This window comes from Vibrio sp. THAF64, assembly GCF_009363455.1.
In the GTDB taxonomy this organism is placed as follows: Bacteria; Pseudomonadota; Gammaproteobacteria; order Enterobacterales; family Vibrionaceae; genus Vibrio; species Vibrio coralliilyticus.
The window spans coordinates 1,178,376-1,201,263 of sequence record NZ_CP045356.1; the positions used below are offsets into that span (position 1 = coordinate 1,178,376).

General features: G+C 45.3%; 19 protein-coding genes. 10 read left to right on the forward strand and 9 right to left on the reverse strand.

Annotated elements, in window-relative coordinates; translation table 11 throughout:
• The first annotated feature begins 627 nt into the window (after window positions 1-627).
• The 5 genes from cyoA to cyoE are packed head-to-tail and all read left to right on the forward strand — an operon-like array spanning window position 628 to window position 5,323.
• A complete protein-coding gene (gene cyoA, locus FIU99_RS21870; RefSeq protein ID WP_080568982.1) occupies window positions 628-1,515 on the forward strand; it encodes a ubiquinol oxidase subunit II in 888 nt (295 codons plus the stop codon).
• Window positions 1,515-3,551 carry a cytochrome o ubiquinol oxidase subunit I gene (cyoB, locus tag FIU99_RS21875; protein WP_099608113.1) on the forward strand — a complete coding sequence of 679 codons (2,037 nt, stop codon included), beginning with the start codon at window positions 1,515-1,517 and terminating at the stop codon, window positions 3,549-3,551. Before cyoA ends, cyoB begins: the two co-directional genes overlap by 1 nt.
• Window positions 3,541-4,137, forward strand: a complete 597-nt coding sequence (cyoC, locus tag FIU99_RS21880) for a cytochrome o ubiquinol oxidase subunit III (protein WP_006961884.1) — start codon at window positions 3,541-3,543, stop codon at window positions 4,135-4,137. Before cyoB ends, cyoC begins: the two co-directional genes overlap by 11 nt.
• Window positions 4,137-4,448 carry a cytochrome o ubiquinol oxidase subunit IV gene (gene cyoD / locus FIU99_RS21885; RefSeq protein ID WP_152472547.1) on the forward strand — a complete coding sequence of 104 codons (312 nt, stop codon included), beginning with the start codon at window positions 4,137-4,139 and terminating at the stop codon, window positions 4,446-4,448. Before cyoC ends, cyoD begins: the two co-directional genes overlap by 1 nt.
• A gap of 8 nt (window positions 4,449-4,456) precedes the next feature.
• The gene (cyoE, locus tag FIU99_RS21890) at window positions 4,457-5,323 is read left to right on the forward strand and encodes a heme o synthase (RefSeq protein ID WP_152472548.1); all 867 of its coding nucleotides are present in this window, start codon (window positions 4,457-4,459) and stop codon (window positions 5,321-5,323) included.
• A 106-nt stretch (window positions 5,324-5,429) separates the two neighbouring features.
• Here cyoE and FIU99_RS21895 read toward each other — a convergent pair whose 3' ends face one another.
• The 4 genes from FIU99_RS21895 to FIU99_RS21915 all read right to left on the reverse strand — a co-directional run bounded on the left by FIU99_RS21895 (window position 5,430) and on the right by FIU99_RS21915 (window position 11,390).
• Window positions 5,430-6,782 (reverse strand): hypothetical protein, encoded by a 1,353-nt coding sequence (locus tag FIU99_RS21895; protein WP_152472549.1) that lies wholly within the window; start codon window positions 6,780-6,782, stop codon window positions 5,430-5,432.
• A 69-nt stretch (window positions 6,783-6,851) separates the two neighbouring features.
• Entirely contained in the window at window positions 6,852-7,808 is a 957-nt protein-coding gene (locus tag FIU99_RS21900; RefSeq protein ID WP_152472550.1) for a hypothetical protein, read from the reverse strand.
• Complete coding sequence (locus tag FIU99_RS21910; RefSeq protein WP_251768414.1) at window positions 7,738-9,921, reverse strand: hypothetical protein; 2,184 nt, start codon at window positions 9,919-9,921, stop codon at window positions 7,738-7,740. Before FIU99_RS21910 ends, FIU99_RS21900 begins: the two co-directional genes overlap by 71 nt.
• Window positions 9,922-9,932: 11 nt before the next feature.
• Window positions 9,933-11,390: a DUF4150 domain-containing protein gene (locus FIU99_RS21915; protein WP_152472551.1), complete on the reverse strand. Its 1,458-nt coding sequence runs from the start codon at window positions 11,388-11,390 to the stop codon at window positions 9,933-9,935.
• Between the two features lie 266 nt (window positions 11,391-11,656).
• Here FIU99_RS21915 and FIU99_RS21920 point away from each other — a divergent pair, with 266 nt between their 5' ends.
• The 3 genes from FIU99_RS21920 to FIU99_RS21930 all read left to right on the forward strand — a co-directional run bounded on the left by FIU99_RS21920 (window position 11,657) and on the right by FIU99_RS21930 (window position 15,198).
• Window positions 11,657-12,820 carry an AAA family ATPase gene (locus FIU99_RS21920; RefSeq protein ID WP_152472552.1) on the forward strand — a complete coding sequence of 388 codons (1,164 nt, stop codon included), beginning with the start codon at window positions 11,657-11,659 and terminating at the stop codon, window positions 12,818-12,820.
• Window positions 12,821-12,955: 135 nt separating this feature from the next.
• Window positions 12,956-13,711, forward strand: a complete 756-nt coding sequence (locus tag FIU99_RS21925) for an MBL fold metallo-hydrolase (protein WP_021455242.1) — start codon at window positions 12,956-12,958, stop codon at window positions 13,709-13,711.
• 119 nt (window positions 13,712-13,830) lie between these two features.
• Complete coding sequence (locus FIU99_RS21930) at window positions 13,831-15,198, forward strand: alkaline phosphatase family protein (protein WP_152472553.1); 1,368 nt, start codon at window positions 13,831-13,833, stop codon at window positions 15,196-15,198.
• 58 nt (window positions 15,199-15,256) lie between these two features.
• Here FIU99_RS21930 and FIU99_RS21935 read toward each other — a convergent pair whose 3' ends face one another.
• Complete coding sequence (locus FIU99_RS21935; protein WP_006961868.1) at window positions 15,257-16,144, reverse strand: LysR family transcriptional regulator; 888 nt, start codon at window positions 16,142-16,144, stop codon at window positions 15,257-15,259.
• Window positions 16,145-16,406: 262 nt separating this feature from the next.
• Between FIU99_RS21935 and FIU99_RS21940 the strand changes: the two genes are divergently transcribed.
• Window positions 16,407-17,855: a coniferyl aldehyde dehydrogenase gene (locus FIU99_RS21940; protein WP_006961867.1), complete on the forward strand. Its 1,449-nt coding sequence runs from the start codon at window positions 16,407-16,409 to the stop codon at window positions 17,853-17,855.
• Between the two features lie 42 nt (window positions 17,856-17,897).
• Here FIU99_RS21940 and FIU99_RS21945 read toward each other — a convergent pair whose 3' ends face one another.
• On the reverse strand, window positions 17,898-19,301 hold the full coding sequence (locus FIU99_RS21945; RefSeq protein ID WP_006961866.1) for a cell wall metabolism sensor histidine kinase WalK: 1,404 nt from the start codon (window positions 19,299-19,301) through the stop codon (window positions 17,898-17,900).
• Entirely contained in the window at window positions 19,279-19,959 is a 681-nt protein-coding gene (locus tag FIU99_RS21950; protein WP_006961865.1) for a response regulator transcription factor, read from the reverse strand. Before FIU99_RS21950 ends, FIU99_RS21945 begins: the two co-directional genes overlap by 23 nt.
• A 171-nt stretch (window positions 19,960-20,130) precedes the next feature.
• Here FIU99_RS21950 and FIU99_RS21955 point away from each other — a divergent pair, with 171 nt between their 5' ends.
• Entirely contained in the window at window positions 20,131-20,631 is a 501-nt protein-coding gene (locus tag FIU99_RS21955) for a heme-binding protein (protein WP_006961864.1), read from the forward strand.
• Between the two features lie 78 nt (window positions 20,632-20,709).
• On the opposite strand, the gene FIU99_RS21960 is transcribed toward FIU99_RS21955, so the two are convergent.
• Both FIU99_RS21960 and FIU99_RS21965 read right to left on the reverse strand, forming a co-directional pair.
• On the reverse strand, window positions 20,710-21,858 hold the full coding sequence (locus FIU99_RS21960) for a winged helix-turn-helix domain-containing protein (protein WP_006961863.1): 1,149 nt from the start codon (window positions 21,856-21,858) through the stop codon (window positions 20,710-20,712).
• A 159-nt stretch (window positions 21,859-22,017) separates the two neighbouring features.
• Entirely contained in the window at window positions 22,018-22,869 is an 852-nt protein-coding gene (locus tag FIU99_RS21965; RefSeq protein WP_006961862.1) for an alpha/beta fold hydrolase, read from the reverse strand.
• Window positions 22,870-22,888 lie beyond the last annotated feature (19 nt).

Here is a 22,888-nt window from a genome sequence, read left to right on the forward strand (position 1 = left end):
CTCACTTCACTTTCATCTCCAATCCCCGTCATATGATGGGGATTTTTTTACCTTCTCTGCTTGGCGCGCAGTCGCATTGCTCATCATAGCGTCGATAAGGTCGTAATGATTTTATTGGTGAATGCATTGGCGCTATGGGTGATTTTTACAGTGAATACCCACCAAAAACTACGTGAATTCCTTAATGTGATCAATATCACATTTATCTATCTGTAGATCGATCTGTTTAGCCAGTTAAACGCGAGCAAATGACTTATTGCTCAATTGAACTGTTAATCGGCAGCTATCCCTTACCTTTCATGGCTTTCTTATGTGGCACGTCAACGGTGTTGTGGGCGATAAGCGGCTGTTCATCAATACGTCAATTTCATTAATGGAAGGTTAGTTTCCAAGTTCGACAGATGAGCTTCAATTTCGATCTAAGCATAATGCGCAGAATGTAACATTGTATTTCGAAGTGTAACAATTAAACCATATAAGCAGCATGGTTTTTAACCGGATTGCTTATTTGATAACCCCACACTTTGCTTTGCGATGCTGCACATGCTCAACACATAAACATTCTAATGACTATAACAACCGGCCTTCAGGCATTGCCCTGCAACCGGACAAACATCGAGAAAGTTAATGGAAGCCTCAAGATATAAACGCATCTTGTCGAGGGGAAGTTTGGTGACCGCCATTCTGCTGCTCTCAGGATGTAATTCTGCTTTGCTTGACCCGAAAGGTGCTATTGGTGTCCAGGAAAAAGAGCTGATTATTACCGCTCTTTTGCTGATGTTGATCGTTGTGATCCCAGTGATTCTGATGACGATTTACTTCGCCTACCGATACCGCGCAACTAACACCGACGAAGAGTACGCGCCTGAATGGGCTCACTCGACCAAGATCGAAGTGGTGGTATGGACGATTCCTATCATCATCATCGCGATTCTTGCCACCATTACATGGCGTTCAACGCACGAACTGGAGCCGTCTAAGCCTCTGGTGAGTGATGTGAAACCCATGACGATTGAAGTGGTGTCACTCGACTGGAAATGGCTGTTCATCTATCCGGAAGAACACATTGCAACGGTTAACTACGTTGCGTTTCCGAAAGATGTCCCGGTCAATTTCAAACTGACGTCAGACAACATTATGAACGCGTTCTTTATCCCACGCCTTGGGACACAGATCTACGCGATGCCGGGCATGGTGACCAAGCTGAACCTGATTGCTAACCATGAAGGCGATTACAAAGGCTTTGCTTCAAACTACAGCGGAAAAGGTTTCTCGCAGATGAAGTTTACTGCGTCCGCTATGCCTGATCGCGCGGCATTCCTGAACTGGGTGCAGAAGGTGAAAGCCAGCCCAGATCGCATCGAAGACTGGGAGCAATTCCGTTCGCTGGCAGCACCAAGTGTCGCTGAGCCAGTCACGCTGTTCTCCAGTGTGCCACCGTTTTTGTTTACTGATGTCGTGACCCAGCATCCTGGTTCAATGAACTGTTTGCCTGAAAACCAAGGACAATCGTAATGTTTGGAAGATTAACTCTCGATTCAATTCCATACCACGAACCCATCATCGTCATCACCTTAGCGATTGTCGCTTTGGTTGGTTTGGCAGTGGTTGTCGCGGTGACCAAAGCAGGGAAATGGCAGTACCTGTGGAACGAATGGTTTACGTCAGTAGACCACAAAAAACTCGGCTTTATGTACATCGCAGTTGCGATGGTGATGCTTGTGCGCGGATTTGCCGACGCCGTCATGATGCGCAGTCAGCAGTTGCTGTCTTCTGCGGGTGAAGCGGGTTACCTGCCGCCTCATCACTATGACCAGATTTTCACCGCGCACGGCGTGATCATGATTTTCTTCGTCGCGATGCCTCTGGTTATCGGCCTGATGAACATCATTGTTCCGTTGCAGATTGGTGCTCGTGATGTTGCCTTTCCGTATCTGAACAACCTCAGTTTCTGGTTGTTTATTGTTGGTGTCATCCTGACCAATATGTCGCTAGGCTTAGGTGAATTTGGTCGTACTGGCTGGTTAGCGTATCCGCCACTGTCGGGTATTGATGCTAGCCCAGGAGTTGGAGTCGATTATTGGATATGGGCCTTGCAAATATCTGGTGTCGGTACCACGCTGACGGGTGTGAACTTCTTCGCCACCATCCTGCGTATGCGCACTCCGTCTATGCCAATGATGAAGATGCCAGTTTTCACTTGGGCGTCTCTATGTGCCAACATCCTCATCATCATCTCGTTCCCAATCCTGACAGTGACGATTGCATTGCTGACACTGGATCGATACCTCGGATTCCATTTCTTCACCAATGATCTTGGCGGCAACGTGATGATGTACGTCAACTTGATTTGGGCATGGGGCCACCCAGAGGTGTACATCCTGATCCTGCCAATTTTTGGTGTGTTCTCGGAAGTGACCGCAACCTTCTCTCGCAAGAAGTTGTTTGGTTACACCTCGCTGGTATGGGCAACGGTAGTGATCACTATTCTGGCGTTTGTTGTATGGCTGCACCACTTCTTCACTATGGGATCGGGTGCGAACGTTAACGCCTTCTTCGGTATCGCAACCATGATCATTTCCATCCCAACCGGGGTGAAGATTTTCAACTGGTTGTTCACCATGTACAAAGGCCGCATTCGCTTTACTACACCAATGATGTGGACGGTGGGCTTCCTGATCACCTTCTCAGTCGGTGGTATGACTGGCGTACTGATGGCGGTTCCGGGGGCTGACTTTGTTCTTCATAACTCAGTATTCCTAATCGCGCACTTCCATAACGTGATCATCGGTGGTGTGGTGTTTGGTTGCTTTGCGGCAATCACTTACTGGTTCCCGAAAGCGACTGGCTTCACGATGAACGAAGCGTGGGGCAAACGTGCATTCTATCTTTGGATTGTCGGCTTCCTGATGGCTTTCCTACCACTGTACGCACTGGGCTTTATGGGCATGACTCGTCGCTTGAGCCAAGACATTAACCCAGAGTACTTCCCTCTGCTGGCTGTTGCTGCGGCAGGTACTGCTGTGATTGCGATGGGCGTCATATGCCAGTTCATCCAGATCTACGTCAGTATCCGTGATCGCGAACAGAATCGTGATCTGACAGGTGACCCATGGGGTGGCCGTACGTTTGAGTGGGCGACGTCTTCACCTCCGCCGTTCTACAACTTCGCGCATTTACCAAAAGGCGACGAGCTAGACGCATTCTGGTATCAGAAGCAGAGCGGTGAGTTCGACCCAACCAAAGAAGTGGAATACGAACGCATCCATATGCCGAAGAACACGCCTACAGGTATTTATGTGTCTGCATGGGCGCTGGTATTTGGTTTTGCGATGATTTGGTACATCTGGTGGCTGGCAGCAGCGAGTTTCGTCGGCATCATCGTGACCTGTATTCAACATAGCTACAACGATGACGTGGACTACTACGTTGAAGTCGAAGAGATAAAAGCGATTGAAGCTGAGCGCCGTGCTCAGTTTGAAGAAGCGAATAAAAAACCTGTGCAAGATGATAATAAGAAAGACGATCTGGAGGTGACGTATGCAAGCTAACATCGCGTCTCACGATCATGATCACCACGATACCAGCGGCAACAAACTGTTTGGTTTCTGGGTTTACCTGATGAGTGACTGCGTACTGTTTGCGACCCTGTTTGCGACTTACGCAGTACTAGAAAGCGGCTCGATTAGCGGGCCGACAGGTAAAGATATTTTCGAACTGCCATTTGTGTTCGTTGAAACCATGCTGCTGCTGTTCAGTAGTATTACGTTTGGCTTTGGCATGATTGCGATGAAACGCAAAGATGTCGCGGGCTTAAAGCGTTGGTTGCAAGTAACTTTCTTGCTCGGGCTTGGCTTTATTGGCATGGAAGTGTACGAGTTCCATCACTTGATTGCTGAGGGCTACGGCCCACAGGCGAGCGCATTTCTTTCTGCGTTCTTCACGCTGGTGGGCACTCACGGCCTGCACGTGACGTTTGGTCTTATCTGGCTGGCGGTGTGCTATCACCAACTGTCGACGAAAGGTCTTAACGACAATATGGCGATGCGCTTTAACTGCCTGAGCCTGTTCTGGCACTTCCTAGACATTGTTTGGATCTGTGTTTTCACCATCGTTTACTTGTTGGGGGTAATGTAATGGATCAACATCTGGAAACGGGTGCGTCGGATTACGTTAAAGGTTTCGTTGCATCTCTGATTTTGACCGTGATTCCGTTCTACTTTGTGTGGACGCAATCGCTGCCTGACACGGCGACATATGTTCTTCTGTTTGGTTGTGCTCTGGTACAAATCTTTGTGCACTTTAAGTACTTCCTGCATATGGAAGTAAAAACCTCCGATGGTCGCTGGAACCTAGTGTCACTGATGTTTACAGCCATCGTTGTCTTGATTCTTATCGCTGGCTCGGTGTGGATCATCTACAACATGAACGTCAACATGAAGCTGTAGGCCAGAGTATGCTGAAAAGTTATTTGTCTATTACCAAACCGGGCATCATTTTCGGCAACCTGATATCTGTTGCGGCGGGGTTTTTCCTTGCCGCAAAAACAGAGCACGCAAGTCTGAACTTGTTACTGGCGACACTCGCTGGTGTCGGGCTTGTGATTGCTTCAGGCTGCGTAGTGAACAACATCTTTGACCGAGACATCGACCAAAAGATGAAGCGCACTCAGAATCGTGAAACAGTCAAAGGTAACATCAATATCGATGTTGCTTTTGTTTATGCCTTGGTGATGCTGCTCAGCGGGACCGCCTTGTTGTTTCAGCTCGCCAATCCGCTGTCAGCAGTGGTAGTACTGCTGGGCTACGTGTTTTACGTGTTTTTCTACACCATGTGGTACAAGCGCACGTCTGTGTACGGCACGCTAGTGGGTAGCATTTCCGGTGCAGTGCCACCTTTGGTGGGCTATCTGGCGGTAACAAACTACATCAGCCTTGAGGCCATTCTGCTGTTTACCATGTTTTGTTTATGGCAAATGCCGCACTCGTACGCGATTGCGATGTTCCGTATGCAAGATTATCGCGACGCGGGCATTCCGGTTTTGCCAGTGAAAGAAGGCATCAACAAAGCTCATCGCCATATGAAGGCATATGTTGTGGCTTTTGGTGCCGTCTCACTGGCTCTATTCCTATTGGGAGAGGCTGGCTATGAGTACCTAGCGGTTGCCGCTGTTATGTGCTTTATGTGGACACAGGTGACGTTTCGCAAGGTTGACTACAGCAATTACGTCCAATGGTCGAAATCGGTGTTTAAAGTCTCTCTGCTGGTGGTGATGAGCATCAGTGGCGTGCTGGGTCTGGAGCTGATTCCACTACCCATCTAACGAGTTAAGCGCTCCTTCCTGAACCTGCTAAGCCGATAACGGTTTTATGCCTGAGATATCCGATACCGGCATGTTTGTGTAAGCAGAGAAAGGACGGGGCGCTTTTTTAGTTCTGCTGGAACTCGCTAAGCAATGTGTAGCGTTTTAGTGGTGCATTCCAGAAGTATTTTTCTGGTTTCTTGAGTGGTAAATCTACATCAGTTTTTAAGTAGTATGGTTCTTGTTCTCTCAATGCAATTAATGTAATCCTTGTACCATACATTTTTCCGTTAGAGTCATACTGGGTGTAACGTTCAAGTTTTCCATTATTGAAGTAAAAGTTAGTTTTTTTTCCATCTTCACTATATTCGTTGTAGTTACGTAATTTACCGTAATAGTCAAAATCCCAAGCTTTTACCTGTTTCCCATTTAGGTATTGACCACGAAAATATAGTAAGTCATATATATTATATATCTCTGCCCAACCGCTGAATTTTTTATCTATTTGGCGTTTATCTTCGAAGATTTTTATATTTTCCTTGCCGGGATTTTTGCCGTGCCAATCATAATTTATAGAGAAACTATTAGATATGGCTGTAGTTGATGAAGAAAAAACACCATCTATATATTCATCACGGACTAATTTTTTATCTCGCTCTGACCATTCGAGAAACTGTCCATTTAATACACCATTATTAACGTGATAGATAGTATATGTACGTTTTGTTCCATCAGTCTTTAACTGAAACCCTTGTATAACTCCTTTTGAGTTTTCACTTTTACAGCTATAAATTTTTCCTAGACTAAAGCTACAAACCTTCTTTCCATTATTACCATCTAGCTCCATATAACGTTGAGCCCTACCTTTTCGATCAAACTTCCAGTAAGCAATGAACTTACCATTATTGAAGAACGCCCTAGTAATACCATATTTATTTTTACTTTCAGCCCATCCGTTGAGGGTCTCTGAAAAAGTATGATGGAATATATCTTGAGAATATAGATTAGAGAACGTGGTGCTTTCGTTAAATGTAAACTTCCATGGAAGATCTATCCCCATTTTGTTACGTATGATATCAATATTTGATTTTTGGACACCAAACTCAAATTCTACATCTAATTTGGAGGCCGTTGTCCGTCTATTACTCCAATCTTTCCAAGCATAGTGCCTTACACCATGTATATATTTTCCTTCACTACCATTTCCAGTTGAGTCAGTTTTAGAGTAGAAGAAACCATGGAGTGAGCCGTTATCATCATAGCTGGCATCCTCTATTAATTGCTCAGATCCAGTGTAAAGCTGTTCTCTTGTTAGCTTGCCATCTTTAAACCAATTAGTAGATATTTGATCGTTTTTTATTGACTGCACCTTACCGGATATTGGTTGGATCTTTCCTTGAGAAAAAGCTTGCTTATCTATTGTTACCCCTTCTTTTTGGGTTACGTCTTCCAACCGATAGGTTGTAGTGCAGCCTAGCAAAAGACTGCATCCGATTATCATCCAAGATCTGACCAAAGTTTACTTATCCTTAAAGTGATAAAAAGTTTGTTATTGAAAGCTCGCTCCAAAATGGGGAGGAAATGGCTTTGATACTTCTTTACATGTTCTAGAAAAGATGGATTTTCCATTATGCTCAACGTCCAAAGCATAGGTATCTTGAAATTCAGCAGAAAGTAAATCGACAACATCCATTGAGTAGCTGAGAGCATAATTATATTTTCCTCTGTTGAAAAATACTTCTTGCTTCAGGCTAGGGCCTTGAATTAAGCGCCAATCTAGAGGTTTTTCACCATCATTAGGATATTCAAGTTCAATATTATCTGGAGTTCCATATCGATAAATAAAACTAGATCCAAGGGCACATAAAGATACTTGTTTATTGTTTTCTAAAGTGCATGAGAAAACTTCTTCTGTACCTTCATTACACATAGATAACTCGCTTGTTTTTTTACTAGATTGAGAATATTTAGATAGTAGATATTCTTCTACTTCTGGTAGTTCTTTTAGTTGATATTGACCATTACCACCTTCACCTTCATTATATAAACCTTCGAAACCTTCTAGATTATTATCATTAGTGATTTTTTTGTTTATGGAAAGAACGTCATTTTCTAAAGTATAAACGTAGGTTTTATAAACAGTTCCTCTTAATTCAGGGTTTGCAACATTCCAATATACGAGAACTACAAGGTTATTAGAGTTTTCTAAGTTAACTATCTTCATTGAATCGACTATCGGTGTTCCACCTTCATATGAATATTCATCAACTTTATTAAAAATTCCATTTTTACTAATTGACAATTTTAGTGGGTAGTATTCACTGTCTTGTTCTTTTATTTCTATTAGATATCCACTTTCTGTCTTTATTGGTACAGGAGTTTCGTTAGCATGGCTATATAAAGAAATGAATAAAGTTGTTATTAATAATAAATACCTATTGATCACTTTTAATACCCATCTTCTTGCATACTTCATTATATCTTTTAATCCTATCTTCAAGCCCATTGTAACCACCGTTAACTAAATAAGTGACCTCTTCAACAGAGGAAGTTTTTATAGTTTCATTTTTTATATTTCTAAATACATACCAGTAATAAAATGCAGATGAAACGGCATAATCCAAATTGTCTGCAAGTAATTCAGGGTTAGCGACAAAATCTTTCTGATCTTCAGGGTTATTCTCATTGTGAAACTGTGTTATTGCCTTGTATTTATCCTTACCTGTAAACTGTATGAGTCCTCTACCTCGATATTTGTAACCGTCTCCTGAGGCTTCATTGCCATTACCCATACGTTCAGAGTAGACGTAGTTTGCTAAAGCTTCGGGATTTTTAGCGTAATCACTTTCATGGCTCCAGAGCTTTTCTCTTCCAGGCAACACTCCTAATTTGCAAGTATCCGTATCCGGGTCATAGTATCTAGCCCCACGTCTACAACCATATGTCTTCCGCATGTTTTTCGCTGAATACATCATGTTCTCAGTTGCTGCTTTAAAATGACTCTCATGCCCTATTTGTGATAGAAAGTGTGCAATTACATTGCTGCCATTTAAACCGTATGCTTTTGCATATTTGTTTAAAAACGGTAAAACAGCCAGACACTGATGCTTATCTCGTTGTAGATTTGCAGCATACACCATATCAAACGTAATAAGCTCTTCTTTATAAACGGAAAAAGGCCAATAATGCCAGACACTTTTATCGTCTGGGAGCGTAATCTTGCTTTGGGTGTCTTGCATCCAGGAAAACTTATCCGCTCTTTCTAGTTCATGCTGTGAGAATATTTCGTGATGGTTCATGACCTCACTACGCCAAGGTGACTCTAGATAGTCCTTTTCAGAAACAAAACCTGTCATGTACTTTTCATCCATCACTTCTTTGGCGAGTTGATGAATCATAGAATAGCTTTCTTTAGTGACGTCTGTATACCAGTCAGAAGGGTGCTTTGCGATAACGCGTTCAAAGTGTTTACGTTTGTTTTCTAAGTAAACTTTGGCTTCTCTTGGTTTGAATGCCGAGAAATCAATCTCTTCACCTTTGGATAGCTCTTCGAGCAGTTGGCTATAGAACGCATTGGATACGCTCAGAGCGCCATCACTCCCACTGCCGTCAATGGTGATAAGAGGGCTTTCTTCTGCATTTTTTGGGGCAATCTTTTTTAAGAAAAACTCAGGCGGTTTTTCTACGGAAAATAGCTCTATGTGGACTCGGTTATCTTCTTTCTTGGTGGCGTGGGCATCGTTACTGTACTCGTGAAGCCCCATATAGCCCAGTTCGTCCCCCGCTTTCACTTCGATAGCGCCAAAGTCGATGTTGAGTGGTAAGGGGAGGCCCAGTGTTACGACGCTGCCATCGCGCAATGAGGCGGCATTTTTAGACATCCACTCTGGTTCAGAGACAGGCTCTGGGACCATCACAGAAGTGTCGTTAAGAATATCGAAATCGCTGTCTTTGCCTGCCGCAAACCAGACGATTTTGCCTTTCATTTTCTTTTCGCTAGATGAAGGGGAGTCACCCAATTGAACAACGCGGCACTTAATCATCTTATAAGTGTGGCCCCCAATTTCAAACCCTACGGTTTCTTGCTCTTCCGCATGCAAATACTCCAAAACCGTACCGCTTGACATAGAGACTTTGCTTTCCACTTTCCCTCTTTCAGGAGCACCACCAAGTTTAAACGTTCGGACGTTCCACCCATCGTCAACCAACTTATAGCGAGTCGTCAGCGATGAATTAGCCCCGATATCGGATGGCGGAGCAAGATGCATGTAGAGAGAGTACAGTTTAAAGACTTCGTCATCTTTCTCAGGGTTTTTGTATTCATGTTCCAGTAGAACGAAGTTGTTACTGTATTTGAGCTCTTGGTCTTTGTATGTGGTGGTTTGGTAGTCAGCGTGAATACGATAAGCGACAATTTTCCCATCCATCATTGCTTGGATAGGTCTTAATCCTTTACCCCAAGGCACCATCTTGGACGTCAAGTGAACACCACTGTGCCAACCATAACCTTGCCCTAGGAGGTAACGACCACTCTTAACTTGGTCGAACAGTTTAGTGAAATCACTAAGTGTATGATAGGGCTCGCCATTTCTTTGTGTTATAGGAAAAACTGCATCCATGAGGTCATACCTTAATCTGAGAAAACGTCGTCAAAGACAATGAAAGAAGGACGGTTGAGGTTGTTGGCTTTGGTGTAGACAACGGCGTTGATTTCACCTGAGTTCGTTGCGAAACCTGATTGACCCGTGACATTCACTATGGTGCCAATCGCCATGCCTGAAATGGTTAAAAGCTTATCGTTAGCCTGGGTGAGGATTTCACTGAAGACATCAGGAAGCGCACGAGACATCACTTTCATGCCATCTCGATAGCCTTGAACGCCTTCTTGAACTGCGGTCAGAGAGCGAGCCTCAGCTTGCGCCTGAATAAACTCTAATCGCATGTCCAATGCAGCTATCAAGTCATCAATAAAGCCACAAAGCTGTTGGTTGATGAGTGTCCAAAGAACCAGTTGAAGGTGCTGTATGGTATTACCTGTACCCAACAAACGTAGCTTGGCAAGCAGTTCAGAAGGCGGGTCCAGAAGATCGGCCTGGAACAGGATGCGCAGGATATCGCCGTTCTCATGCACTTTCTCGAAAAGGAGTTCAAGTAGAGATTCGTACTTTTCTAGTGATTCAAGATCTTCCTGAATGTGGAAAAGGGATGAAACGAAAGACTCGGAGAAATCGTTAGAATGATTTTTGCTGACGACATGGGGTGACAAGATTCGGCTTTGTTCGTAGACCATAGCTTTGAAATCATCATCGCTAAAAGAAGGCGAGAGCAAGATGCCCCAGTCATTGGCAACACCGACTTTGTCTTCCCAAAACGGCGCTCTTCTTCCCGCAACAAAAGTACAAAAGTCATGAGAATCTTCGTATGTCTCTGTTGGGGCGTTTTCTGGCAAGGTTGCGTTCGGGGTATAGGTGTCTGCGGTCTCTTTTAGCACCAAAATACACTCTTTTAGAGGTAAGCCGCTGACGGTGCCACAACCTGTTGCATCCAGTACACCTGCGCCAATTGGCCCACCGCCTGACTCTCTCAGTTCAAATGGTGCATTCGCGTAAGGCTGTCCATTGGGGTATTTGCAAGTGAGTTCGAGTGTGTAGGTGCCTTCCTGATCCTCAGTGACAGAGACGGAAGGGTTTTGTACACCACCAAGGCACATGGTGTTAGCCATATTCATGGTCATCTGGTCCGTCAGGCGACAAACACCAATCCCTTCCATTGTGACGGTTGGGGAAGCAGAGATAAATTCAGCTTCGGACTCAATCGTGCCAGATGACACGCCTTTTTTATCACCACCGGCGTCACCAGTACTTGCTGCAAATTTGCTGCCTTTGATGGCAATACTATTACCACCATCCATAGATACCGTTGTGGTCCCGCCGACAAGATCTGCCGACTTCGCATTGTTACCATATGGAATTGGTACAACGGAATTACCTACTGTCGTCAAACAAACGTCGGGGAGAGTCGCATTTGCTTCTCCTCCCGATCCCTTGTGGACCACGCTCAGCCCATTTGCGCAAACTGTGACACCCATGATGTAACCTGAATCAACAAAAAAGATAAGCAATGATATAAAATAAAGCGCACATCAATCTAACCAAAAGGTTAGTTAAAATGAATGGTTTACCGTTCTAAATGACTAAATTGAAAGGTTTTGGCTGAATGTCTCACAAAAAGGTAGGGTCCACACTGTGGAGCTTGTCAATACTGGGGGCCGCATGACATGTAGACGATTGAATGTTAACGTTCGATTAATAGTTTTTCAATATATGTTTTATTTTATTTAAACGAGATGTGAATATGATTACAGCGTTGGCGATCAATAATTATCGTTCGATTCTAAATCTGGTTATTCCACTAGGCAGATTGAATGTGATAACGGGCGCCAATGGCACCGGTAAATCCAACTTGTATAAAGCACTTCGTTTGTTGGCGGATACAGCGCAAGGTGGTGTGGTGTCTGCGCTCGCGACTGAAGGTGGCCTAGATTCAACTTTCTGGGCGGGGCCGGAAAAGATAACCAACTCGATGAAGCGAGGCGAACATGCCATTGAAGCGACAGTAAGGCAGAAGGTCAAACGCCTCAAACTTGGCTTTGCCACTGAAGAGTTCAGCTACGCGATTTCATTAGGTTTACCAGCGCCGACGATGTCAATGTTTGGCTTTGACCCAGAGATTAAACGTGAATGTATTTGGAATGGTCCTTTATATCGACCTGCCAGTGCACTGATAGACCGAAATGGGCCTGCGATTAAAGCGCGTGAAGGACGAAAATGGCAAGTCATATCAAGCCACATCGCCACTTATCATAGCCTGTTTGATCAAATTGCCGACCCAATGGCAACGCCAGAGGCATTTATGCTGCGGGAAACGATTCGCGGCTGGCGCTTCTACGATCATTTCAGAACTGACAAAGATGCCCCCGCCAGACAACCTCAACTTGGGACTCGTACTCCGGTTTTACACCATGACGGCCGCGATCTGGCTGCTGCTTTACAGACCATTATCGAAATTGGTGACAAAGAGGTACTTTATAAAGCAATCGACTATGCGTTTCCCGGCGCCAGCATCCGTATTGTGAATCAGGCTGATGGTCGATTCTCGTTGGAGTTTTCCCAGAATGGTTTGCTTAGACCATTGAGTGGTGCTGAGTTGTCAGATGGGACTTTACGTTACTTGCTGTGGGTGGCCGCTCTTCTTACGCCTCGACCACCAAGCTTGATGATTCTTAATGAGCCAGAAACCAGTCTTCATCCAGATTTGTTGCCTGCTTTAGCGCGTCTAATTTCTCACGCGGCCGAGAATACTCAGGTCTGGGTTGTGTCTCATGCTCCACGTTTGATTGCGGCGTTGGCCGAGCATCCAGAATGCAATGCTATTCAGCTAGACAAGGAGTTTGGTCAGACGATTATTCCGGGTTTGGACCCTCTTTCATCTCCAAATTGGTACTGGCCTGATTCTTAAACAGAAAAAATCTCAGTGTATTTTTTCTCCCTAAAAAGGAGATTAAATTATGGTCTATGCACCTCTCGTTAAACGCCAATCGCGACTAAACTCAAAGTTACGTTCAATGAAAAGCGGTCTTTGCGGGAGGGCATAATGACAACCCAGAACATTCAGCACTTTTTTCATCCTGAATCCGGTAGCTTGAGTTATGTAGTGGCAGATTCGGACACCAATGAGGCGATAGTGATTGATCCTGTTGCTGATTATGATGAGGAAAACTGTAAGATCAGTTTTGAATCCGCGCAGCAAATCATTGACCACGTTGAACAAAATCAACTTCATGTCACCGCGATTCTTGAAACACATATTCATGCTGATCATTTGTCGGGTTCGTTCTACCTCAGCAAAGTACTACAAGCGCCAATCTACATTTCTGATCATGTCAAAGAGGTATACGCTAGCTGCAAGGATGATTTGTCACTTACCGATCTTTATCATTTTGAGCATTTCCTGTTGGAAAATGAACAATTGGATTTTGGCCATTCTCATATTGAAGTGTTAGAAACTCCCGGTCATCCACCATCTGATCTTACCTTTAAAATTGGTGATGCATTATTCGTGGGTGATTCACATCTTCATTCTGGAGAAGGGGATTCGGCTAAAGATAGCGACCCGACATTTGAGTCATTATCTAAGATATATGAACTCAAAGACTCGACCGAAGTGTACCTGTGTCATAACGAACCAAGCAGCCCAGATGAGTTGGTTTATAAGACGACGCTTGGTGATGAATTGCACGATCAGGGCTCTGTTCATCAGCCTAGCGCGGGAAACCCAAAGCTGCCGACCCCGAAACTGATCAGCTCCGCGTTAGAATATAACCTTACTGCGATGAGGCCACATATGTAGATGGAATTGCCTCCATCTTATTGACTTTATTGCGTATTAAAATTCATCACCAGATAACATTGATGTCATGAATGCTGTGTTAAATCGTCCGCGTGTTTAACTCCACAGGAACAACAATCATGACAAAAGGACTAATAACGTTACGTTGGCTGCTACCGCTAATCTTCATCTTTGCCACCACTGCGCAGGCCAGCAATAAGAAGGTATTGCTGGTTGGCATTGATGGCATGCAGTTTGAACATATCGCTAAATTGCCGACCCCTGCTTTTGATCGTCTCCAGATCACGAAAGCTTATGCTGGAGGTGTTAAAGGGCGATTTAGTGAACAGAAGACCAGTAGTGGCCCGGGTTGGACAACGATTCTTACTGGTGTTTGGGTCAACAAACACGGCATTTCGAGTAATAGTGTCGGCCCCGCCGATGCTGACTGGCCGAGTATCTTTCGTCAGATTCACAACGCCAAAGACCAAGCTCAGATGTACTCATTTTCGACCTGGGGGACCATCAATACGCTTTATTTCCCTGCAGATATGCCTCTGTTAGCAGCCCATTCTGAAGGGGGCGGTGACGATTACAGTGTGAATCGAACGCTGGAAGTCCTAGGCTCTCACAGCCCTGACTTCATCTTTGTTCACTTGGATGAGCCTGATGGTGCAGGTCATAGCCATGGCTGGGGTGATGAGTACGACAAATCAATTACAGACAGCGATGCTAGACTGGGTAAGCTGCTAGATGCGGTTGAGAAACGCCAGACTGAGAAAGACGAGGAGTGGCTGGTTCTGGTCACCACTGATCATGGCCGCAATGCGAGAACAGGCAGTGGCCATGGTAACCAAACCTCGAGTGAAAAGACCATTTTTATTGCTTCCAACCAACCTCTGCACAGCCGCTATCAGTCTTATGTTTCCGTGGTGAACCAAGACTTTGACGGCCTGTATAACCTGCCAGCTCAAACTTTTATTGTACCAACGATTTTAGAGTTTCTCGGTATCAAGCAAAACCGATTACGCCTTGATGGTTTTCCTCTTGTTGGTGATATAGAGGCACAAAAAGTTTACGCGACGATTGAAAGTAAGCGTTGTGGTTTGGAGTGGGATGCAGACAAGGGCTCACCGATAGCGCTAGCCAGTTACGAGCATGTGGCAAAATTTGATTGTAATGGCTCAGCTGATCCTGTGCAGATAGAAGACGGTTACATCTATGCCAATATTTATGGCTCTTCCTGCGGATTGCAATGGCATGCCGCCAAAGGTACGCCAAGCCCAATGGGCAGTAATGAGCATATAGCCAAGTTTGATTGCAGCAATGACGGCGACCCGTTGTCTATTAGTAGCAGCTACATTTACAGCCTGATTGAGAGCAAGCAATGCGGTTTTGAATGGAATGCGAAAAGTGGTGTACCGATGACGTTAGAGGGGTACGAGCATGTCGCTAAGTTTGATTGTGATGGTAACGCGGACCCACTTAGCTTTGAAGCAATGCGTTAACTTTGCAGTGTAACGATTTGGCCTGAAGCCTTTACGCTCAGGCCAGTGTTGGCTGAACTTAGCCTCCAGCGAGCGCGTTAGATTCCAGAATCTTAATGAATTTGTTGACCGTTGGGGTGTAGACCGCTTCTCGCCGTGCTATCCACGATGACTGCCAGTAAATATTTGATTCTAGAGGAATCTCAGCTAACTGTTGTTCTTGAATCTCGCGGGAAAAGAGCAGTCTGGGACCCGCGGTGATAAAGTCTGATGTCTTCACCAGAGATTTCGATGTGGTGTAGTTATCGCAGGTTATCTGGACGAAATCGCTGTTGAACTGACTTGAGTGATAGCTTTTAAGTGTGTTGCCAGCATCAGGAGCAATCACTGGGTACTGTTTAAGCTTATCCCAATTGAGTTTCTTGTCGCTAAACAATGGATGCTCTGGGCGAGCGACAAACACAATGGGCGCACCTTGCACAGGGGCTGAAATAAGCTCATTGGGTAAGTCATCAATGTTAAATGGCCCTACTGCGACATCGAGGTGACCATCCATTGTCATAGTGAGCAGTTCACTCGCATTCGCGGTTTTGAGTAACGTCTTGACCTGACTGGTTTGCTCGACAAAGTCCAATAGGACTTTGGGAAAGTAAAGTTGTTCGATGATAGGCCCAACACCGATATTCAGCTTACCGCCTTCCAGAGAGGCAAGTCGTTCAACGTGTCGGCACATTGAATCCAATTTGGCCTGCACCAACTGTCCGTTTTTTATCAGGTAGTTAGTCACATCAGTCGGCTGCATTCCTGAGCTATGACGGAAAAACAACTTTACGTTAAGAGTCTGTTCTAGTCGTGAAATACGCTTGCTCAAAGTTGGCTGCGACATATAAAGCTCGTCAGCGGCCTTGTTAATACTGCCCAATTCTGTCACTTTCTGCAGCAGCTTTATATCCGAAACATCAAGCATAGTTCTTCTCTTTAATTGTCGGCCACATAGCACATTAGGAAATGAGTCAGTGTGGGGTGATTCTAGGTTTCATGGCTATTGATTGTATGCCACTGGTACAGTTTGGCTAATGAAGGATCTTTTCAACACCGACAAACTTTGTGCATAGCTCCAGTATAAACTTGGTTATTCCAAATTTTTGTAACGGATAAGAAAAATATTCAATTATTTTATTGCCGTTCTCTTCGTATAATTTGTGTAAATCAGATTGGAGGACAGAACTATGACAGCCGTAATGATAGACCACACACACTCTTCATTTGACTACCTAAGTCAGGTGCTTGACGTTCAGAAACAAGCATTTGCAGAAAACCCAATGCCAAATGCAGATGAGCGTATCGCTAAGCTGAAGAAGCTGAACTACGCGGTGTTGGACTACAAAGATCAGCTTATTGAGGCTGTCAGCGCTGACTTCAGTAACCGCAGCTCGGCGGAAACCATGATGGTTGAGATTCTTGCTGCATTGGAAGGTATTGCATACAACAAAAAGCATTTACGCAAATGGATGAAAGCGCAAAAACGCCATGTGCCTCTTTCCCTTAAGCCGTCTCGGGTTGAAGTTAGATATCAACCACTCGGTGTGATTGGCATCGTTGTCCCTTGGAACTTCCCGATTTTTCTTGGTTTATCACCTCTTATCGGTGCTCTGGCGGCAGGCAATCGAGCCATGATCAAAACCTCAGAATTTGCTCCGAAGACGTCTACGGTAATGAAAGAGATGCTAGGTTCAATTTTTGATGAGAATGAAGTGGCAGTCGTGGAAGGCGATGTTGAGGTCAGCAGCGCGTTCACCAAATTACCTTTTGACCACCTAGTGTTTACGGGAGCAACCAGCGTGGGCAAATTGGTGATGAAGTCTGCGGCAGAGAACTTAACGCCTGTAACACTGGAGCTTGGAGGGAAGTCGCCCGCTATTATTCACGATAGCTATTCCGCCAAAGAAGCGGCCAAACGTCTCGCATTTGGTAAGGCAATTAATGCCGGTCAGGTGTGTGTGTCTCCTGACTATGTGTTCTGTCATCACTCTCAAGTGGAAGAGTTTTGCGAGACATTCAGTGACGTGTTCTCCAGCCGTTATCCAAGCATGAAAAACAATCAGGACTACACTGCGATCATTAATGAACGCCAGTTGCATCGACTTCAGCAGTATCTGCAAGATGCAGAGGACAAAGGCGCCACCTTAATTGAGATAAATCCTGCAAATGAAGATTTTTCAGGCACTCGAAAAATGCCAATGACGCTTGTGCTTAATCCAACTAACGACATGTTGGTGCTGCAGGAAGAGATCTTCGGTCCGATTCTTCCGGTCATCACCTATTCGGATATGTCGGAAGTGACTGAGTACGTTCAAGCGGGCGAGAGACCACTGGCACTGTATTACTTCGATGATGATCAGCGCCGGGCAAATCAGCTCCTTGATACGACTCATTCTGGCGGTGCTTGCATCAACGATTCTATGATTCATGTGATGGCAGACGATATTCCTTTTGGCGGCGTGGGCGCTTCAGGAATGGGACATTACCACGGTAAAGAGGGTTTTCTGAATTTCAGCAAAGCAAAAGGTGTGGTGAAGAAAGGGAAAATCGATCTCGCGAGTATGATTGCTGCCCCATGGGACAATAAGATGTTTAATTTGTTGGTGAAGTTCCGCCTATGGCGCTACAGCCGATAAACTGTGTGATATTTAAAAAGGGGACGCTTGTCCCCTTTTTTATCAATTACTGTTTGAGTTCGCGGTCAACGTAATCGTAAATGTACTGCCTTGATTCGGTTCAGACACCAGTTGAATGTTGCCACCTAAGTTATCAACCATAGCGGCGGCCAGTGATAGGCCCAGTCCGTACCCTTCTATGTTGCTGCGACTGGCATCGACGCGGTAGAGTCGTTCGAAAATCAAATCCTGATACTGTTTGTCGATACCAATACCCGTATCAGAGACAAGAATCTGAACGTGATGATCACTGGTTTTATCGGCTTTTAGACTAACTTTTCCGCCTGTTTCGGTGTATTTAATTGCATTATCGACCAAGTTCACCAGCGCCTGTGTGAGTTTTTCTGGGTCTGATTGAATGATGAGATTGTCGTCAGCTATTGCCTGCAATTGAATCTGTTTGTCATCCGCTACGTCTTCATACCAGCTCACAACGGTTTTCAGAACCTCAGAGACATTGGTTGAGGTGCTTTGTTGCTGACGTTTGCCGGTGACCTCATCGTTGAGCTTCATTAGAGCGGTCAGCATATTGCTGGCCTGCATTGCATATTCAGCGCAATCAGATAAAGCGTGCTCCATCTGCTGGGGGTCTTTGCTGCCTAACAGCGCGGATTGTGAAGAGAGCGTAATTCGTGATAAGGGAGTACGGATATCATGAGCAATGGCATCGACGGTCGTATTGAGTGTAGTGGTGACATGATGCAATCGGGCGATAGCGTCATGCACACTGGCACTGATGACGCTCAGCCCTTGCGGCGTGGCGGCTGGTTTGTCCGTCATCTCTAATTTGCCTTGGCTAAGCTTATCCAGCGAATCTCCGAGCGTAACCAGTGGTGACATCGCGCTGCGAATAATGCGGTGAGTGAACAAAGTAGTGATAGCAACCAACACAATTAAAGCGTACAAAGTCATCAGCCATTGTTTATAGGCGATAGCGTAACGCGGTTGATTGTCGAGAACTAACCAAAAATCTAGCGTTTCTCCTTTAATCTGCAGCGACATATATGGGTTAATAATGAAAGCCGTGAACCAGGATTTATCATCTGTGACGTAATCATTGAGTTTGATGTCGGCTGGCAAGTTGTTATCACCAGCGACAAAGTTGGGGCTTGCCGCAGGCTCTTTCGAAATAGAAAAGGCCGCGATATTGTTTTCGATCAGGCGATGCGGATTGGCAGTCATGACGTGAATCAGTTGATCGGCTGAATCGTAGGTAAGAATACGCTGGTATTCTGTGGCCATTGAGTTGAGGATTTTCTTTTCGGTGCGGTATAAATCGAAGAAGAACATCACACCCACCACTATTTCAACCAGTATCAAGCACAGCAATAAGATCGCCATAAAACGCATCAGTAGCGTGTTGCGAGCCTTAGCCAGTGCCTGCTCAATGTTGTGACTTGAGGACATAGCCAACCCCTCTGAGTGTATGAATTAATGGGGTATCAAAGCCTTTATCCACTTTGCTGCGTAAACGACATACCAGTACATCCACCACATTAGTCTGCGGATCAAACTGATGCCCCCAGACTTGCTCAAGAATGGCGGTTTTTGAAATGACGGTTTCAGGGTTTTCCAGCATCAGCTTGATCAACATGAACTCTCGTTGATTGAGTTGAATCGAGGCGCCATTTCTTTCAAGTGAGTGTTTGAGCAGATCCAGCGATAACTCACTGTAGCTCAATTGATAACTTTGGGCAGGGTTCTGCTGACCTCGGCGGGCCAGTGACTGACAGCGAGCTAGCAGTTCCGGAAAAGCGAACGGCTTGACCAGATAATCATCCGCACCAGATTGCAGCCCTTTGACTCTTTCATCTACAGAGTGTTTTGCGCTCAGGATGAGAACTGGTGTTGCATGGCCTTCTCCTCTCAGTTGAGCCAAGACTTCAAAGCCGTCTTTTTGTGGCAGCATAATGTCGAGCACAATCACATCGTAAGATTCGCTGATGGCTTCATGCAATCCGTCAACGCCGTTGGTGGCGTGTGTTATTGTACAGCCTTCCTGCTGGAAGCCATTGATAAGAAAGCGTGCAATGTGGGTGTCATCTTCAATCAAAAGTATTTTCATCAGCTGTCCATTTCCTCACTCTCCCTAAACAGTCCTTCATACTCTACCAACAACCTTTCATGAATTTAACCAACATTACAGCTTTGTAATGATTGGGAAAGTCTTCAGTAATAGAGCCTTAGTTAGGATGTACCTGTCGAATCAAACAAGGTCTACCTTACAGGAGTGAACATGAAAACTATCAAACTTAGCGTACTAGCAGCGTCTCTTGGCTTCCTTTCTATGTCTTTTAATGCGTCAGCCGCAGATAAAGGCCACACCGTATCAGTGACGCAAATTTCGTCTCAGTCCGCTTTTAGTCTGGCAAAAGAAGCCGTTAATCAATGTGAAGTGAAAGGCTACAAAGTATCCGCGACGGTGGTTGACCTATCGGGCAATGTACTGGCTCAGCTTCGTTCAGACGGTGCAGGCATCCACACCTTAGACAGTTCACGTAAGAAAGCCTTTACTGTGACCAGTATGAAACAGCCGTCAGGGAACTTGATGAAGCTGATAGCTGACAAGCCGATTATGCAGCCGTTGCAAAATATGGATGACAACTTGCTGTTCTTAGCGGGTGGTGTTCCTGTTCAGCTTGATGGCAACCTAATCGGTGCAGTTGGTGTAGGTGGAGCACCGGGTGGTCACCTAGATGTGGAATGCGCTGATGCCGCAATTAAAAAAGTGTTCTAATTTGAGTTAACCACTGCCTTTGAGTGAACTCAATTCCCCGACCAGAGACACTGGCCGGGGTTTGTTTGTATCTGAAGGTTAAGCGTGAATCTGTTGGATTTTAAACTGCTCACACTGGTTGAACTGGGCAAACTCCGACAGCTCTTGTTCGAGGGCAGAGTGAAAGTCATCTCGCTTTCTCAGTGTGGGTTCGATATGTAAGCTTAGCGCCTGAAGTGTCGAGGTTGGCTTGTCTACTTTGCAATCAACACGAGCGACTAACTTTCCATCCCACATGACAGGCAGGCAGAAGTAACCAAACTGGCGTTTATCCGCTGGCACATAGCACTCAAGCAGGTAATCGAAGTTGAAAATCTTCTGAGCACGTTTTCTCTGGATCAGTAAATTATCAAACGGAGAGAGTATTTTGGCCTTTTGGCGATTGAGGCGCTTACCAAGCAAATCCAACGCGCCGTGGAACGTGTAATAGGTGTGGCCGTCGACCTTAAATGGGAAAATTTCACCTTGTTGGCACAACTGCTTCATCGTGTTGCTGACCAACTGCTTAGTGTTTTTGAGCAGGTAATTGATTTCCGACAGATGACCAAAACCATGCGCTCTGAGGTAATTCATCACCAAATAGCGCCCATATTCTTCGTCGCTTGGCATTGAGGTATCTATTCCTGGCGGCAGGACTCGTTCTGTCAGGTCGTACACCTTATGGAAGTTGCGTCTCTCGGTGATCATTAAATCACCTTGCATGTAGAGATTCTCCAGCGCCTGCTTAGTGGGTTTGGTTCCCCAGCCCTGTTTTTTGACGCCCGCAGACTCAAAGTCTTTTGCCATTAATGGCCCTTCGTGCTCAATTCGACTCATGATGTCATTCATTAACTGGTTGTCGCGGCGATACCAATGGTTCTGGTCTCCGGATTTTATGGCCTGTTTACGTGGCAGAGTGAAGCGATAATCTCGCATGGGCAAATAAGCGGCGGCATGAGACCAGTATTCAAACACAGAACGATTTTTTACCAGCTTATCGAGGTGATTGGGTTGATACTTTGAATTGCGGCTCCACAAGGTGTGATGGTGGGCGCGCTGGACGACCGAGATAGTGTCGATTTGCACATAACCGATACGCTCAAATGTTGAAAGCGTGTTTTGTAACGCACCACCTGATTTCGGGTTTTGTGGTAAACCTTGGGACAGTAGAGCAAGCTTCTGAGCCTGTGCAATTGAGAGTGTTTCCATACTGAGAGTGAATCCTGTATCTACCTACTCGGGTGGGTGAGAGTCTGATTTGCAGTGTAAATTGGATACACCAGTGTAATGAAAGCGCTCGAAGCATTCGGTGGGGAAGATCGAGTTATCAACAAAAGATAAGCCTCGGAAGTATCCCGAGGCCAAGTTTTAGTGAGTGATAAAGTCCCTTAAGGCGGTAATGAATGCGTCTGGCTGTTCCAACATCGGAGTGTGACCACACTCTGGTAGACTGATAAAGTCTGCGTTGCAGAAAGGAGGGTGAACGTCTGACCACGCTGAAAGTGGCGCGATGCTGAAATCTTGAAGACCTCCTAGCACCAGTGTGGGTAGCGCAATAGCTTGCGTGTAGGCGCTGATGTCCAAATAAGCGAACTCATTGCCCCATAGTTTATCGAGCAATGCGGTATGCATTGGAATATCTCGCCACAATGGGAGCTCATCGAAGTCTGGATTAAACCAGCGCATTGGACCTAATCTCCGACAGAGATGGGAAAACTTTCGATGTGGCTCAAGCTGAATATCGCCTTCCAACAACGCAATGCTTTTCTCAAAGGCCGTTTTGCGATCCTGACAGGCATGTTTTTCCCAATTAGCCATCTGCAGAGTTCGTATTTCCTCTGATAAGCTTGGCGAAGCGCCGATTAAAGCACACCCTTTTACGCGAGTTGGAAATCGGTAGGCGAAGTCGAGAGCCATATAGGCATGGCCAGAATGTCCCATCACCCAACAACGTTCTACGTGGAGTTGTCTGCAGGCTAGTTCAACATCCTGCGATATCTGTTCCAATGACACGTCATTTAAATTCACAGGCCTTTCGCAGTGCGCAAAACCTCGGTGATCAATGAATACGCAGCAAAAATGTTGATAGATATCGACAGGCATAATGCGGTAGTAATAATCTGCACTACCGATAATCAGAAGTGTTGGTCCTTGGCCTTGCTCAATGACTTTTAGTCTGAACCCATCCGTTTGAATAAAACTTGTCGTCTTGTTGTACATATTGTTCCTTTTTCAGGTC

Coding starts and splice junctions, on each gene's coding strand:
- cyoA (WP_080568982.1), top strand. CDS start 628: ATGGAAGCCTCAAGATATAAACGCATCTTGTCGAGGGGAAGTTTGGTG.
- cyoB (WP_099608113.1), top strand. CDS start 1,515: ATGTTTGGAAGATTAACTCTCGATTCAATTCCATACCACGAACCCATC.
- cyoC (WP_006961884.1), top strand. CDS start 3,541: ATGCAAGCTAACATCGCGTCTCACGATCATGATCACCACGATACCAGC.
- cyoD (WP_152472547.1), top strand. CDS start 4,137: ATGGATCAACATCTGGAAACGGGTGCGTCGGATTACGTTAAAGGTTTC.
- cyoE (WP_152472548.1), top strand. CDS start 4,457: ATGCTGAAAAGTTATTTGTCTATTACCAAACCGGGCATCATTTTCGGC.
- FIU99_RS21900 (WP_152472550.1), bottom strand. CDS start 7,808: ATGGGCTTGAAGATAGGATTAAAAGATATAATGAAGTATGCAAGAAGA.
- FIU99_RS21910 (WP_251768414.1), bottom strand. CDS start 9,921: ATGGATGCAGTTTTTCCTATAACACAAAGAAATGGCGAGCCCTATCAT.
- FIU99_RS21915 (WP_152472551.1), bottom strand. CDS start 11,390: ATGGGTGTCACAGTTTGCGCAAATGGGCTGAGCGTGGTCCACAAGGGA.
- FIU99_RS21920 (WP_152472552.1), top strand. CDS start 11,657: ATGATTACAGCGTTGGCGATCAATAATTATCGTTCGATTCTAAATCTG.
- FIU99_RS21925 (WP_021455242.1), top strand. CDS start 12,956: ATGACAACCCAGAACATTCAGCACTTTTTTCATCCTGAATCCGGTAGC.
- FIU99_RS21930 (WP_152472553.1), top strand. CDS start 13,831: ATGACAAAAGGACTAATAACGTTACGTTGGCTGCTACCGCTAATCTTC.
- FIU99_RS21935 (WP_006961868.1), bottom strand. CDS start 16,144: ATGCTTGATGTTTCGGATATAAAGCTGCTGCAGAAAGTGACAGAATTG.
- FIU99_RS21940 (WP_006961867.1), top strand. CDS start 16,407: ATGACAGCCGTAATGATAGACCACACACACTCTTCATTTGACTACCTA.
- FIU99_RS21945 (WP_006961866.1), bottom strand. CDS start 19,301: ATGTCCTCAAGTCACAACATTGAGCAGGCACTGGCTAAGGCTCGCAAC.
- FIU99_RS21950 (WP_006961865.1), bottom strand. CDS start 19,959: ATGAAAATACTTTTGATTGAAGATGACACCCACATTGCACGCTTTCTT.
- FIU99_RS21955 (WP_006961864.1), top strand. CDS start 20,131: ATGAAAACTATCAAACTTAGCGTACTAGCAGCGTCTCTTGGCTTCCTT.
- FIU99_RS21960 (WP_006961863.1), bottom strand. CDS start 21,858: ATGGAAACACTCTCAATTGCACAGGCTCAGAAGCTTGCTCTACTGTCC.
- FIU99_RS21965 (WP_006961862.1), bottom strand. CDS start 22,869: ATGTACAACAAGACGACAAGTTTTATTCAAACGGATGGGTTCAGACTA.